This window comes from Streptomyces sp. NPDC048255, from assembly GCF_040652415.1.
GTDB lineage: Bacteria > Actinomycetota > Actinomycetes > Streptomycetales > Streptomycetaceae > Streptomyces.
On sequence record NZ_JBEZMA010000038.1, the window covers coordinates 1 to 13,789 of the forward strand.

Consider the following 13,789-nt stretch of genomic DNA (forward strand, 5'->3'; position numbering starts at 1 on the left):
ATGCGCTTGGCATCTCGTGGACACTCACGTACGAGATGCTCTTCTACTTCTTCGTCAGCAGCCTCTTCACGGTCGCCTGGCACCGGCGCACCACGCCGATCGCGGTCGGATCGGCGGGAGTCGCGCTCGTTCTGGGCGTCGCGATCCCGTCCTACAGCCTGACCCACACCCTTTCGGAGCTCAAGCACCTCGTGGCTGCCGCCGTGCTCATCGTGGTCATGGGCGTGCTCTGCATGATCAGCGGCAATGCGTCGCTGGCCCGCATCGGCGGTCTGCTGCTGGGCGGGTTCGGCCTGCTGCTGGTGTTCACCAACGGCCGGACGCCCGCGTACGAGACCTTCACCATCCTCGCGACGATGTTCGCGGGCACGGTGATCTACCGGGCGCAGCACGGGCAGATCCAGCGCATCGAGGCCTGGATGTCCGTCGGCTTCGTGGTGGCGGCGGGCGCCATGGTGGGGTGGATGTACAACCGGGACGAGATGGGGCGCGCGACCGCGACCTTCACCTGGGAGGCGTGGACCAACGCCTACCTGGCGGCGTGGGCGTCGTTCGGGCTCTTCCTCCTGCTGCGGAATCGGCGGCTGCCGCGCCTGCTGACCTGGCTGGGCGCGGTGAGCTTCTCGGTCTACCTGCTGCACTGGCCGGTGAAGAAGTTCCTGCTGTGGCAGCTCGGCTGGGACAGCAACCACTACTACAACAAGCTGGCCGCGATGCCGTTCGTCGAACGGTGGTCGTGGGTGGCTGGGTACGTCGCGGTGCTGCTGGTGGTCTGCTGGGTGGTGTACCGGCTGGTGGAGGTGCCGTTCCAGAAGCTGGGCCGCAAGCTGACCAGGGCAATGAACCGCCGCTGGCCGCCGCAGTCCCTGGAGCAGTCGGTGCAGGTCGCGACGGGCGCCGTCGCCCCGGCGCACGCCTCCGCGGCGGCGGAACCGGTTCTGGCGGGCACAGGCGCGGGCCCGGGCTCGGGTGGTCAGGGCAAAGCGGTCTGACTGAGCGGCGCCGGACGCCGGTAATTCACAGCGCCCACCAGCAAAACAACCGCTGACCGGAGGCCCGAGCGCGCTGATCTCGGGCATGGGGGCGGGGTTCTCGGTGGCGACGTCGAGGTCCTGGCTGAGGCGGTCGTCCAGGCCGTGGGCCTGGACGGCGTGCCCGCGGTAATGACCAGGGGGTAGGGGGTGCCGATGTCGATGACGGCGCTCAGGAGCCGACGGTGCAGGTCGGTGAGGTTCACGCGGCGGTGGATCCGGCAGCGGTGAGCTCGGGGAAGGCGTCCTCCCAGGCCTGCCGCAGGTGCCGGGGAACCAGCATGCGCAGGGTGGGCCACTGGGCGAGGAGGAGGTCACGGTTGAGGAGGTTCACGAGGTCCTCGTGCTGGCCTTCCGCCAGGACGGTCCGGTACATGCCCATCCGCAGACGCGCGCGGTCCAGGTCATAGGCACGCAGGCCGGACCAGGCAACGTGCAGCGGGAGGCGGACCACGCCGTGGGCGGGGCCTTCGAGCTTCTCGAGTGAAGCAGGCAGCCGGCTCGAGTACCTGGCATGCAGTACCTCAGCCGCGGAGGGCTCAGGGCCGGTGGAGGAGAGCGTGACCATGGACCTGATTATCCCGTGTCCCGTCCGTCTCGGGTAGCGCAGATGCGATACGCCACCATCCGGCTACGTCACCGTGGCCCTACGCCAGCGCCCGGTGCAGCCTGCCTACCACCGTGCTCCCTCCTGAGGAAGCCATCGCCCAGGCAAGTCACAGTGAGGCCGCAACAATCCGCTACCTCACTGCCCCGGCAAGGCTGGCGCACCGCCGTTGAACAGACCCAGCTCCTTCACCGAGGCCATCCCACGACCAGCGTCTGATCTTCGGTCCCTGCCAGCCGGGACAGCGACCGTGGTGACGTTGCAGCGCTCCTGTCAGTCACTGATGAGAAGCCCAGGTCAGAGCGATCCTTCCTACCGAAAAGCGACTGAAGTGACTCAACTTCAGATATACGAAGACATTGCTATGTGCGCGTGCGCGTCCTATCTGATGCGTCGACCTCGGCCTCGTTGGTGCTCCTGGTACTGACACTCCGGGCCGGACACAGTGGGCTGGACCGCTCTAGTCGTCTGTGTGTGCTGCTCCTGCTGATGCTCGTGTGCGGTGGAGGGACCTCTGTGCGTCGCTCTCTGCCAGGGACTGATGAGATCTGGTTTCTGGATGGCCCAGCGAGTGGGCTGGAGATGCTGTTGTGCCTACGGTCTTGAGTCCCTCACTTCTTCAGTCCCTGAGCAAAGGTGCAGGTCAGCTCTGTTTTCTCCTTCAGAGCAGGGACTGAAGGGACTCTTTTGGCTAGTTCCCGTCTTCGTGTGCGCGTATGTATGTGCGAGCGCGAGAGTGACCTTCTCCTTCCTCTGGTCATAACTGAGAAATTGGGTCCCTTCGGTCCCTGTTCACGCCCGGCAGAGGCCCTGACCAGCAGGTTTCTAAGTGACTGAAGGTAGAGGGGCCGAAAGGGGTGATCTGGCCGTTGGGACCCTGGTTCGGGTGGAGAGGGGAAGCGGGGAGAGGGAGGGTGGTGCGCCTCCTCCGTCGGCGCCCCGGCAGCTCGGTGGTCAGACCGGTGTCCGGTCCCTTTGGGTTCGGCGACACGCCCGGGATGTGAGGGCGGGGCAAATCGTGATCTTCTACGCAGAATGCCAACTGGTATGTCACCAGCAGGGACTCAAGGGACTGGGAAGCGCAAACAAGCTGAGGAACTTGCAGGGTTGGACACGCGCACTGCGCTAGGCTCACCGATAGCGAAACTTCAGTCCCTTTGGTCCCTGGCGAGAGGGTCTGAAGGGACTCCCAGTCAGAACCAACTCAAGCGACACCGCAGGAAACTGTCGAGGAAGATACGTGCCAGCCCACTCCGGCAACCAGGTCCACGCTGAGCAGCCCGTGGCAGCAGCGCGCTGGTTCGCGGCACAGGGATATCCCGTACACCCGCTGGCGCCTGGCATGAAGACCCCGCCCTCGAACTGCCCTAGGTGCCGAGTCGAGCCCCACGAACCGTCGACCTGCCCGTGCCCTGCACGTGGCCGCTGGTGTCACGGCTTCCACGCGGCCACCACCGACCTCACCGTCATCGAGCAGTGGTGGCGACAGGAACCAGAGTTCGGCACAGCCGTCGCCTGCGGTCCTGCTGGCCTCCTCGTAGTCGATATCGACACCCACCCGTCAGCCCTGCCCAACCGGCAGCGGCTGCTGCCCGGCATCCGCATCGATGACCGTGTGGACCTGGCCGGCCTCACCTCCGGCTTCGAGACCCTCGCGCTTCTCGCTGCTTACCGCTCGCAGCCGAACCCGGCGGACGACACCAAGACCCTGCGTGTGCGGACCCCGTCCGGAGGCCTGCACGTCTGGTACCGGGTCCCGTTCGGAGAGCCGCGCTACCGCTCCTCGAGCGGCTCCAGCCCCCGCGTCGCGCTGGCCTGGCAGGTCGACATCCGGGCCGTCGGCGGATACATCGTTGCGCCCGGCACCCGCACCAACACGGGGATCTACCAGGCGCTGCCCGGCGCCCGCATCCCCGCCCCCCTGCCCCTGTGGCTCAGCGCCGAACTCATCCGCACCGGGCACACGGGCATGCCGCCCACGCCAGCACAGACCCCCGCCCGGCCCGCACCTCGCGCCGCCCGGACGGGCGGACCGGACGCCCACCGGATTCTCCGCCCTCTTCTCAACGAGGTGAGCGACTGCGCAGCCACTCCCTCGGGCGCAGCGTTCACCGAGAAACTCAACCGTGCTGCCTTCACCGCCGGCGGTCTGGCCGCCGGCGGACACATCACGCCAGCCGAGTGCGCCAGCCTGCTGATCGAAGCCGCCGACGCCGCGCGGCCTCACCAGAGCCGCAGGAACAGCCTTGTCATCGACTCCGCACTCCGCGCCGGCAGCAATCGCCCGATCCATCCCAAGGGACGTTCATGAGCAGCGCAGGCAGCACCGGGTTCGACGCGCACGCTGCCGCCGAGCAGCTTGCCGTCTTCAACGCCGAACCCAGCTCCCCAGCGGCGGCGCAGCTGCCCGCCCAACAGGGGACCGCCGCAACCTTCCGTCCTGGTGACTTCGTCCAGTCAGGGCTCCTGGGCAACCTCACCGACCGGGGTAACGCCAAGCTCTTCGCTCACCTCCACCACCACCGCTTCCGGCACGTCGAGGGACTGGGCTGGTATGTCTGGGACGACTACCGCTGGAAGCGAACCGGGGGAGAGAAGGCGGCGATCTGGGCAGCCGGGGACATGGCCGAGGACATGCCCCTGCATGACCCCCGCGGCGTGTTCAGCGACCGGGAGCTGAACCAGCACCGCAAGCGGGCCATGTCCACTTCGGGAGTCAAAGCCATGCTCGCGCAGGCGAAGGCCTCACCCGAGCTGGCCCTAGACCCCGACACCCTCGACGGCGACAAGTACGCGCTGTGCACGCCCGCCGGCGTCGTCGACCTGCGTACCGGCGAGCTCCGCAAGCCCGACCCCCGCCGCGACCTGCACTCCCGTGCCACCTATGTGGCGCCCGAAGCCATGCCCACGCCCCGCTTCGAGCGGTTCCTGACCGAGACGTTCGGCGGCGACGACAAGGGCAGGGAGATGGTCAACTTCCTGCACCTTCTCCTCGGCTACTCCATCACGGGTGACGTCGGGGGGCAGGTCCTGCCGTTCCTCTACGGCATCGGAGCCAACGGCAAGTCCGCCCTCATGGACGTGGTCATCAAGATCCTCGGGGACTACGCCGACGTCGCCCCGCCGGGCTTCCTCATGGAGCGCGGAAAGTTCAACGAGCACTCCACCGAGCTGACCGAGCTCCACGGCCGCCGGCTGTTCGTCTGCAGCGAGCTGAAGCCCCATGACAAGTTCGACGAAGCCCGGGTGAAACTCCTCACCGGCGGCGACCGCCTCAAGGCCCGTCGGATGCGGCAGGACTTCTTCAGCTTCGAGCCCACCCACAAACTGTGGCTCCTGGGCAACCACCGGCCCGAGGTCGGCACCGGCGGCCACGCCTTCTGGCGGAGAATCCGCCTGATCCCCTTTGACCGAGTCGTCCCCGACCATCGCAAGATCGACAACCTGGCCGAGGAACTGGTCGCGGACGAAGGCCCCGGCATCCTCCAATGGATGATCCACGGCGCCATGGCGTATCTCGCCACGAAACCCTCCCTCGGCGGCCCGACCGTAGTCCGCACCGCCACCCAGGCCTACGCCACAACGGAAGACCACATCGGCCGCTTCCTCGCCGAGTGCTGCACCGGCGTCGCGGACCTCGACGAGCCCCGAGACCTCCGAGTCGAGCAGGGCGCCCTCTACCGCGCCTACAGCACCTGGTGCCAGGAAGGCGAAGGCCTACGCCCGGCCACCACCCGGGCCTTCGCCACCCGGATCCGCGCCGAGGTCGGCATCTCCTCGCCCAGCGAGATGCTCCGCTCCAACGGCCAGAAGTTCTACCCAGGCCTGGCTCTCCTTGCCGAGGAAAGCGCGCCGGGCGAGGCGAACGGAGCAGCCCGGGCGTGAACCGTTCCCGGCGTACTGTCCGCAGCAATCCCAGCCCCCTACGATGGGTGGAGGAAACGATGACCACAGCCCGGCACGCCATAGCCGATTCACGACTACCTACCGCGTACAGAACCGAATGCCCGACCGGGCACTCGCGCAACACCGAGGAGGGCCGAAGGCCATGAGCTCGCTACTCGAACCGAGCGATCTCGCCCACGAGGACAAAGTGGTGTGGCTGGAGGACCCCGAGGAACTCGACTACGTACGCCAGGCCCTCGACAAGACGCCCCGCCGCCGAGGCAGGCCCCGCTACTACAGGGACGGGCGCATGATCGGCTTCACCGAGCTCGGCGACACCGCAGAAGCGGACCCCGACAGCGGCCTGCAGAAGCGCCGGGTCTTCTACCTCCTCCCGCACGACCGGGACGCCGAACCCAACGGCCTCTACCGTGAAGGCGCACCCGGCGAGGCAGTGGATCCACGCACCATCGAGCCTCGCAGGGTCGGCCTCAAAACCCCTCGCTCACAGCGCGGTCTCGCAGCCACAGAGACAGTTTCCTGATTCAGTCCCTTCAGTCCCTGTCACATCACAGAGCTGCCCCTGACCTGCGCCTTCTTCAGGGACGGAACACGCCCAATGACTGAACCCAGGAGAACCTTGATCTCCTGAACACCCACGCCTCCACGGGCACACGCGAAACACCTGAACGTCCCGGACGCCGGATACCCACCGCACCCGCATCTCACAATCCTGCCCCCCAAGGCGGCATCAGAGCCGACGGACACTCCTCCATCGCACGATCGACGCGCTCAGTGTGGCGTCGCCGCAGCTCCTTGCCGCTCTCCCGGCATGGCTCGCCGCTGTCGGCCTCGCATGACGGGCAGTCCGTCGCCAAGACAGCCTCCTCCCGGGGTGAGGAGTTGAGCCACCACTGCCGCTTGGCCCGCTGGGCCCGCGCAGCCGCCTTGGCGGCCTCCCGCACGACCTGCTGCTCCGACTCCAGCTCAGTCCGGTCGACCAGCAGGTCGCCGAGTACTTGGCGGGGGTCGTCATAAAGGGAGGGTTCGCCCTTGTCCGGACGGTAATAGCTGCCGTTGAGCACGTACTCCTTCGGCCCGTCGAGATCGACGAGGTTACGGCGCGCGGCATGGATGGCGCGGACAGCAGCACCCTTGGGACCCCGGCACAGCTGCGCCGCAGGGGCCGCGCAATGCGGGCACGTGACCGAAAGGATCGCAATGAGGTTCTGCCGACGTTCGGCTACCTCCCTCTGGTGACGCTGTTGCCTCTCGAGCTCCGTCCTTGCCTTCCGCTCCTCCAGCAGCTTCTGCTCCTCAAGCTGCGCAGGAGTCAGGTGGTTCGGACAAGGGGACTCAGTCAGCCGCCAGCGGCAGGGTTGCCCATCCGAGCTTTTCGGGTGCCCACACAACCCGGCCGGCCACCACCCAACGGGTTTCCCGACCTGCCACGCGCCGTTGTAGGGGGAGGAGCATCCAGTGCATGACGGCAGTGCGCCTGCCTGCAGGGGGATCCCCGCGTACTTCACACCATCCACTTCGATGATCAGCTTCGGTGTCGCGCACGCGCACGAAGCAGACCCGCTCTCTCTCGTCACATGTCATCAACGAGCGAGGCCCAGAAACCGTCTCTTCGGCGCCTGCAGAAACCACTCGCTCAGCCCCTAGATGGAGCCACGCTGCGCCAGCGGCAGGACGCCTCCGCGACCAGGCTGGTCGCGGAGGCGCACGAACGAGCAGCCGGTCCTCAGGCTGTGGTGCGCCTGCGGTGCCGACCCGTCCCCGCGACCAGGGCGGCGCCCATGGCGAGGGTCAGGCCCGCACCGGCCAGCGCCCATGGCGCGGCGGGATCCGTGCCTGTGTCCGCGAGGCGGCCGCCCGCGGTTTGCGATTCTGGCGTCGGCGCGTGGTCACCGCTTGCCTGGACCGGCTGGGATCCGCCGCTGGGCAGGGGGTGGTTGGTTCCAGTGGCGGTGCTGATCTTCGCTTGGTACAGGGGGGAGTCGATGTCGAAATACTCGTTCGGCTTCGGATCGGCCGCCCTGATGAGACCGGCGGTGAAGAAGGCGAAGTCTCCGGGCGGCGTGTCAGCGGCGAAGCGGAGGCGGAACTGGACCTCGTACACCTCGTCTGCGGCCACGGCGCGGGTCCCGAGTCGGATGCCGAACAAGGTTTCCCCGCCGTCCCAGGTCTTCTCCGGCTTCCAGCTCCAGTTGCCGTCCGCGTCCTGGGTGCGGACCTCGAGCATCACCTGGGAGGGAGTCCACCTGGCTCCGTCGGGGCGGTAGGCTTCGAGGCCAAGTTCAACCCGGCTGAATGCCTGCTTGCCGGTGTTGTCGACGCGGGCGGTCAGGACCTGCCATTCTCCGCCGGCCTGGAAGCCGTTCTGAGGGATTCCGCCGATGGTGACCTTGGGCCCTGTGAGGTAGACGGGGTCAGCGTACGGAGCCGACGTGATCTTCGAGTCGTGTGTGACCGAAGGCGAATGAACGGTTCCGTTGCCCCAGCCGTTCTGCCCCGCGAGCCGCAGGGAGATCGCGTGACCGGCGGTTTCCGGGACGAACTTCATGCGGAGCTTCAGGTCGAAGCTCTCGTTCTGGACGATGTCGATGACGGCGAGTTCGTGGACCCAGGTGTCCTCGGAGCCGTCGGACACGACGCGGTGCCATCCCCAGGTACCCGAGGCATCGGGAGCGAAGACCTCCAGCATGATGTCGCCGTTGCCGAACGAGGCCCCAGGGGCCTGGAGGATCATGTCCAGCTGGAAGTCGTCGACCGCGTCGCGTCCGGAGTTGTCGACGTGCAGGGCGAACTCGCGCCAGTCGGTACCGGCCTGGAAGCCGTCCTGCGGAAGGCTCTGGAGGCCGAGCAGCGGTCCCTCGATCTCGACCGGGTTCTCGCTGCCGCCGCCTTCGTCGGCCTTGGTGACGCGAGAGGCGTGGTAGACGGGCTGTGAGACGACGGGGATGCTCGGGCCGCCCTGCGGGGGGCGGACCATCGCGGAGCCCCCGGCCTGGACCACGACCTCCCCCGCGGGGGTGTCGGCAGCGAAGCTGACGCGCAGATCGACGGTGTGGATCTGGTCCGCGGCGAGGTTGGCCGAGCCGAGGCTGAAGTAGGCAATATGGACATTGGGGTTGTTGACGGGGTCGGCCGTGAGCTGGCGCCATTCGCCCCCGCCGGGACCCGTCACCCACCTCTCGACCTTGACCTGCGAGGTCTTCAGATCCTTGGAGCCGGGCTTGACGGAGAAGGCGTAACTGTAGCCCGGCAGGGCTGCTTGGCCGCTGTTGTCGATCCGCAGCGTGACCTTCGTCGGCGAGCCGCCCGGTTTGAACCCGTTCTCCGGGATTCCGTCGACGCTGATTCGGGGGGCGGCGATAGCGTTTGCCTCTGCTGCTGCCTTCGTACCCGGCGCCCCCGCCGTCAGTGCTCCGCCGACGGCACCCTCATTCCCAGGTACCACGTCCGGGACGCTGACGGCCGCCCTGTCTTCTGCCATCGCGGGCGTGGCCGTCAGCACCGTCGGGCCGACCACCGCGGCGGCGGCCACCACGGCCATTCGTCTGAACTTCATGCGTTCCCCCTCATGTTCCCGGGCAACGTGGCCCGGCCCACCCCACACATCCTTTTGAACGTGATCAGCCTATGCGGATGGTGATCGAGTCCGTATGGGATACGGTCACGAGTTGACATCGCCTGTCGCGGTCCGGGGGCCGGAGAGCGATGACACTCGACGTCCGACGGGCAACGCACGGGTGCTGCCCGGGATCAGCCAGTAGTGCCGGTGGCTCAGCGCTTCAGTTCACCTGGCAGCACGTGATGGCGACACCGAGGTCCCGGCTGAAGCCGGGGGCCTGGACCGCGTACCCGCCGGTAATCACCAAGGAGGAGGTACCGATCTCGATGACGCGCTCAGGAGCCGACGGTTCATGTGGCGGCTCATCCCGCAGCAGTGAGCTCGGGGAACGCGTCCTCCCAGGCCTGCCGCAGGTGCCGGGAAGGTAACCCGCGCAGAGTGGGCCACCGGGCGAGTAGCAGGTCGCGGTTGAGGAAGTTCACGAGGTCCTTCTGCTGGCCTTCCGCCAGGGCAGTGCGGTACATGCCCATCCGCAGACGTGGGCGGTCCAGGTGACAGACGCGCAGACCGGACCGGGCAACGTGTAGTGGGAAGTGGACCACGCCGTGGGCGGGGCCGGCGAACTTCTCGAGTGAAACGGGCAGCCGACGCGAGTACCTGGCACGCAGTACCTCGGGACAGAAGGCGACAGGTGCCGCCCGTTCGGCAGCGCCCGCCGGGCCCCGGCCCTCGCCTGCCGGTCATGCTGGCGGAGCCACGCCCTAACGGACTGACTCGCGATTACCGAGGGGTTAGCGCATGACGCCGCTCGGAACTGACAGTGAGGGAGGGGGCTGCCCGGCACTGCTCCACGGCGTGGGGGAACCCTGTGGCGGATCTGGCACGGATCGCCGATGCTCTTGAGCATGTCCAGCAACGTTGATACACACCTTGACCACGGCCCACGAACCGAAGGCTCGGAGCGGACCGCCCGGCACTTTGGGTGGTCGAACATGTTCGTCGACCATGATGAGGACCCACGGACGGATGGGGGGTTCGAGGGTGAGCGGGCCGTCCTCACGGGGTACCTGCGCGACCAGCGACTGACGCTTGAATTGAAGTGCTCTGGTCTCGATGCCGCCGCACTGGCTCGTCGTTCGGTGGAGCCGTCCAATCTGTCGCTGCTGGGGCTCGTGCGTCACATGGCCGGGGTGGAACAGAAATGGTTCCGGCAGGTGATGGCCGGGCAGGACGTGCCGCGGCACTACCGCTCCGATGGCGACCCCGACGGAGACTTCAACGGTGCGGTGCCCGACCCGGAGGTCGTCGCGGAGGCTTGGGCTACCTGGCGGGCAGAGGCCGCGTTCGCCGAACGGTTCACGGCCGAGGCATTCGATCTCAGCGTCACCGGCATGAGCGGCCAGGAGCCGATGCAGCTTCGGGAGGTGCTGGTGCACATGATCGAGGAGTACGCGCGGCACAACGGTCACGCCGACTTCCTGCGTGAGCGGATCGACGGCCGAGTGGGGCAGTAGGCGTCGCAGCGGGACACCGTGCCGGCGGACTTCGCCCGTCCTCGCAACCGTGCAGGGCGCGTGACGCGGCGATGACCGCGGGGGTTCTTGTGGTGTGAACACCGAGCAGGCCCGCGCGGCCATGTCGCATCCTGCCTTCTGCGGCGTCTCACCTCAGCATCTTGGCGAGTTGACCGAAGAAATCGCTCCACGCTGGGAAGCGCGCTGCGAGTCCGGCCGCCATGAGCGGCGCCGGGGTGCTCGCCGACGGCAGGCCGGAGCCGGGCCGAAGTACGAACTGGTCTTTACCGACCGGCTGCTGGTAACCCTGGTCCACCTGCGGACCGGTCTCACGCACGAGGCCCTGGCCGTGATCTACGAGGTGGGCTCCTCCACCATCGGCCGCGCGATCAGCGAAATCCGCCTGCTACTGGCCGAGCGCGGGTTCGCTGTGCCCGACCGGCCCGGCCTACGGCTGCACACACTGGAGGACGTATTCGCCTACGCCGCAGCCGAGAAGGTGACGCTCAGGATCGACGGTACGGAGACCCAGGTCCGGCGCCCCAAGGCGCACCGCCCCGGTCGGCGAGCCTTCGTCTCCGGCAAGCGCAAGCAGAACACCATCAAGACCACCACGATCAGCGATGGCCAGGGCCGTACGCTCTGGTCCGGCGCCATGCGGCCCGGTCGGATGCACGATCAGACTGCGATCCGCACCGAGGGGATCGCCGAACAGTTCCGGCTGCACCCCACGGTCAGGGCCGAGGTCGACGAGGGCTACCGGGGCCTGGCCAACGAGTTCCCCAACCAGGTCAGCGCACCGCCGAGGAAACCGAAAGACATCGACAACGCACCGCTGACCGAGCGGTATGGATGGCGTGAGATGCGTCGCCGCCAGTCGTCCCGACGGATCTGCGTCGAGCACGCCAACGCCGAACACCGGCGATGGCAACCCCTACAGCGGTACACGGGTCGGCGCGAGGAGTACGGGGAGATTCACCAAGCCGTCGCCGGCCTGGTCTCCGACCGCGCCGCCAAGCGGGCCACCCGACACAAGCCCAGCACCGAACTCGTGCTCGTCCGCACGATGGCCTGCTGAATGACCCACCAGCCGGACGCCCACGTCAGCACGCCCCGACATCATTCGCGGGTCAGCCCGTAAGGGGCGGTGAAGGAGGGCACCCTGAATGCTTCTGTCCCCGTCCCTGCGAGCCGATGCTCGCCCAGGCCGCCGAGTCCGTTCCCAGCCCCGGTGTCCTGGCCAGCAGCCTGGCCGTCGAGCAGAACAAGGCAGCGCGGCGCCCGTTGCAGTGCCGTTTCCCCGGTGAACGTGCCGCCCCGGGCGGGTGAAATGGTCTTGGCAGGCCTGTCACTGACCAAGTGCCGCAGGTACAACCGGCCCATGATGATCACGATGCGGCCCGCGAGCCGAGTTCCGCGTCGACAACGCCCGCGCCACCGCCCTCCTGGGCTGGAGCCCGCAGCTGTCCCTCACCGACGGGATCCGCCACGCCATGCAGTGGCGGCCCGTCCGCAACCGGATGCTGGACCACACCGTCCTGGGAACCGGAACCCCGCGACAGCGGTATAAGACACCGACGGGACGCCCACTGACGGGCATCCCATCCGGAACGAACTGAAGTACGAAGACTCCAACGGACGAATGAGGAACGACCCTTGAAGGTACTGATCGCGGGCGGCGCCGGCTTCATCGGATCCACCATCGCCTCGGCATGCATCGACAGCGGCATCACCCCCGTCATCCTCGACAACCTCGCCACCGGACGACGCGAATTCACCCAGGGCCGCACCTTCTACGAGGGCGACATCTGCGACGGGGACCTCGTCGACCGCATCTTCACCGACCACCCCGACATCGACACGGCCATCGACTGCGCCGCTCTCATCGTCGTCCCCGACTCGGTCGCCAACCCCCTCGGCTACTACCGCGAGAACGTCTCCAAGGGCATCCAGTTCCTCGAACACCTCACCCGCAACAACTGCCGCAACCTCCTCTTCAGCAGCTCGGCCTCCATCTACCAGGCCGACCCCGAAGACTTCTCCGTAGACGAGAACTCTCCCCTCGAAACGCTCAGCCCCTATGCCCGCACCAAAGCCCTCTTCGAGACGATCCTGCGAGACGTCGCCGAGGCAGGAACCCTCAACGTCATCTCCCTGCGCTACTTCAACCCCATCGGCGCCGACACCCAGCTGCGCACCGGACTCCAGATCCGCACCCCCACCCACGCCCTCGGCAAGATGATCGACGTTCACCACGCGGGAGCGGTGTTCCCGCTGACCGGCACCGACTACCTCACCCGGGACGGATCCGGCATCCGCGACTACGTCCACGTCTGGGACCTCGCCGCGGCCCACATCAGGGCCGTGCAGAACTTCGCCGCCGTCACCCAGGACGGGCCGTACCGGGTCATCAACCTCGGTACAGGCCGCGGCACCACGGTCCGTGAACTCGTCACCGCCTTCGAGAACGTCACCGGCACCCCGCTCGCCACCACGGAGACCGAACGGCGCCCCGGCGACTCCGCCGGCGCCTACGCCCGCGTCGACCTCGCCCAGGACCTCCTCGGCTGGAAGGCCGAGCTATCCCTCGAAGACGGAATCCGCGACTCCCTGCGCTGGTACGCCAAGCGCGACACCGCCCTCGGCACCACCGACTGACCTCGCAGTGAGCGCAGCGACAGCGCGGCTACAGACCAAGGCGCTCTGACCAATGCGATAAGGGCACTCACACGATGCACGTCCCCGGTCGGCCTACGCCACTGGCTCGCTGCTATCGCGTGTGAGGCCGCAGCCTGGACCGCCAGCTGGGCTGGGGACTCATCGAATGACGGAAATGCTTGGCAGCGGTGAGGTCTCTTCACCTTCTGCAGTGAGGACTCCTCGCGCCAGCTGCCGGGCACGGCCCCATCCCACGTCGGTGGACAACGCCTCCCTTGTCCACCGACCCGTGTCTGTGTCCTGGTTCATCTCGCTGAAGACTTCATCGATCATCCGCAGCAGAGGCAGCACACCATGATGGAGCTTCCCCTCCTCGACCAGTTGCCCAGCGAGGCGGAAGGCATCATCGAAACCCAAGACGATTTCGTCCGGCGGCACGTCGTACTTCTCCAGCCAAGCCTCCTGAGCCGAAGCCGTTGCCGCGACCACGACCACCGCCTCGATCAGCATGCGA

General features: G+C 67.4%; 12 protein-coding genes. 7 read left to right on the top strand and 5 right to left on the bottom strand.

Features of this window, described 5'->3' with window-relative positions; all coding sequences use genetic code 11:
• Positions 1-992 (top strand): acyltransferase family protein (locus AB0D94_RS25730; RefSeq protein ID WP_362056010.1); only part of this gene is annotated, 992 nt, incomplete at its 5' end.
• Positions 993-1,233: 241 nt separating this feature from the next.
• On the opposite strand, the gene AB0D94_RS25735 is transcribed toward AB0D94_RS25730, so the two are convergent.
• Positions 1,234-1,599 (bottom strand): hypothetical protein, encoded by a 366-nt coding sequence (locus AB0D94_RS25735; RefSeq protein WP_362056012.1) that lies wholly within the window; start codon positions 1,597-1,599, stop codon positions 1,234-1,236.
• A 1,321-nt stretch (positions 1,600-2,920) separates the two neighbouring features.
• On the opposite strand from AB0D94_RS25735, the gene AB0D94_RS25740 reads away from it, so the two are divergent.
• From AB0D94_RS25740 to AB0D94_RS25750, 3 genes are all read left to right on the top strand, one after another.
• The gene (locus AB0D94_RS25740) at positions 2,921-3,949 is read left to right on the top strand and encodes a bifunctional DNA primase/polymerase (RefSeq protein WP_362056102.1); all 1,029 of its coding nucleotides are present in this window, start codon (positions 2,921-2,923) and stop codon (positions 3,947-3,949) included.
• Positions 3,946-5,523 (top strand): phage/plasmid primase, P4 family, encoded by a 1,578-nt coding sequence (locus AB0D94_RS25745; RefSeq protein ID WP_362056014.1) that lies wholly within the window; start codon positions 3,946-3,948, stop codon positions 5,521-5,523. Before AB0D94_RS25740 ends, AB0D94_RS25745 begins: the two co-directional genes overlap by 4 nt.
• A 163-nt stretch (positions 5,524-5,686) precedes the next feature.
• Positions 5,687-6,067 carry a DUF6009 family protein gene (locus tag AB0D94_RS25750; protein ID WP_362056016.1) on the top strand — a complete coding sequence of 127 codons (381 nt, stop codon included), beginning with the start codon at positions 5,687-5,689 and terminating at the stop codon, positions 6,065-6,067.
• Between the two features lie 181 nt (positions 6,068-6,248).
• Here the strand turns inward: AB0D94_RS25750 and AB0D94_RS25755 are convergent, their stop codons facing one another.
• From AB0D94_RS25755 to AB0D94_RS25765, 3 genes are all read right to left on the bottom strand, one after another.
• Positions 6,249-6,608 carry a hypothetical protein gene (locus AB0D94_RS25755; protein ID WP_362056018.1) on the bottom strand — a complete coding sequence of 120 codons (360 nt, stop codon included), beginning with the start codon at positions 6,606-6,608 and terminating at the stop codon, positions 6,249-6,251.
• A gap of 662 nt (positions 6,609-7,270) precedes the next feature.
• Positions 7,271-9,100, bottom strand: a complete 1,830-nt coding sequence (locus AB0D94_RS25760; RefSeq protein WP_362056020.1) for a hypothetical protein — start codon at positions 9,098-9,100, stop codon at positions 7,271-7,273.
• 365 nt (positions 9,101-9,465) lie between these two features.
• A complete protein-coding gene (locus tag AB0D94_RS25765; RefSeq protein WP_362056022.1) occupies positions 9,466-9,627 on the bottom strand; it encodes a hypothetical protein in 162 nt (53 codons plus the stop codon).
• 468 nt (positions 9,628-10,095) lie between these two features.
• On the opposite strand from AB0D94_RS25765, the gene AB0D94_RS25770 reads away from it, so the two are divergent.
• The 3 genes from AB0D94_RS25770 to galE all read left to right on the top strand — a co-directional run bounded on the left by AB0D94_RS25770 (position 10,096) and on the right by galE (position 13,275).
• Positions 10,096-10,617, top strand: a complete 522-nt coding sequence (locus AB0D94_RS25770; protein WP_362056104.1) for a DinB family protein — start codon at positions 10,096-10,098, stop codon at positions 10,615-10,617.
• A gap of 121 nt (positions 10,618-10,738) precedes the next feature.
• Positions 10,739-11,695 carry a transposase family protein gene (locus AB0D94_RS25775; protein WP_362056106.1) on the top strand — a complete coding sequence of 319 codons (957 nt, stop codon included), beginning with the start codon at positions 10,739-10,741 and terminating at the stop codon, positions 11,693-11,695.
• 578 nt (positions 11,696-12,273) lie between these two features.
• Entirely contained in the window at positions 12,274-13,275 is a 1,002-nt protein-coding gene (gene galE / locus AB0D94_RS25780) for a UDP-glucose 4-epimerase GalE (protein WP_362056024.1), read from the top strand.
• A 159-nt stretch (positions 13,276-13,434) separates the two neighbouring features.
• On the opposite strand, the gene AB0D94_RS25785 is transcribed toward galE, so the two are convergent.
• Positions 13,435-13,785 carry a hypothetical protein gene (locus tag AB0D94_RS25785; protein ID WP_362056026.1) on the bottom strand — a complete coding sequence of 117 codons (351 nt, stop codon included), beginning with the start codon at positions 13,783-13,785 and terminating at the stop codon, positions 13,435-13,437.
• Positions 13,786-13,789 lie beyond the last annotated feature (4 nt).

What these genes read in the sequence shown, in the direction of transcription:
- AB0D94_RS25735 (WP_362056012.1), bottom strand. Translation starts at nt 1,599, where the DNA reads ATGGTCACGCTCTCCTCCACCGGCCCTGAGCCCTCCGCGGCTGAGGTA.
- AB0D94_RS25745 (WP_362056014.1), top strand. Translation starts at nt 3,946, where the DNA reads ATGAGCAGCGCAGGCAGCACCGGGTTCGACGCGCACGCTGCCGCCGAG.
- AB0D94_RS25750 (WP_362056016.1), top strand. Translation starts at nt 5,687, where the DNA reads ATGAGCTCGCTACTCGAACCGAGCGATCTCGCCCACGAGGACAAAGTG.
- AB0D94_RS25760 (WP_362056020.1), bottom strand. Translation starts at nt 9,100, where the DNA reads ATGAAGTTCAGACGAATGGCCGTGGTGGCCGCCGCCGCGGTGGTCGGC.
- AB0D94_RS25765 (WP_362056022.1), bottom strand. Translation starts at nt 9,627, where the DNA reads ATGTACCGCACTGCCCTGGCGGAAGGCCAGCAGAAGGACCTCGTGAAC.
- AB0D94_RS25770 (WP_362056104.1), top strand. Translation starts at nt 10,096, where the DNA reads ATGTTCGTCGACCATGATGAGGACCCACGGACGGATGGGGGGTTCGAG.
- AB0D94_RS25775 (WP_362056106.1), top strand. Translation starts at nt 10,739, where the DNA reads ATGTCGCATCCTGCCTTCTGCGGCGTCTCACCTCAGCATCTTGGCGAG.
- AB0D94_RS25785 (WP_362056026.1), bottom strand. Translation starts at nt 13,785, where the DNA reads ATGCTGATCGAGGCGGTGGTCGTGGTCGCGGCAACGGCTTCGGCTCAG.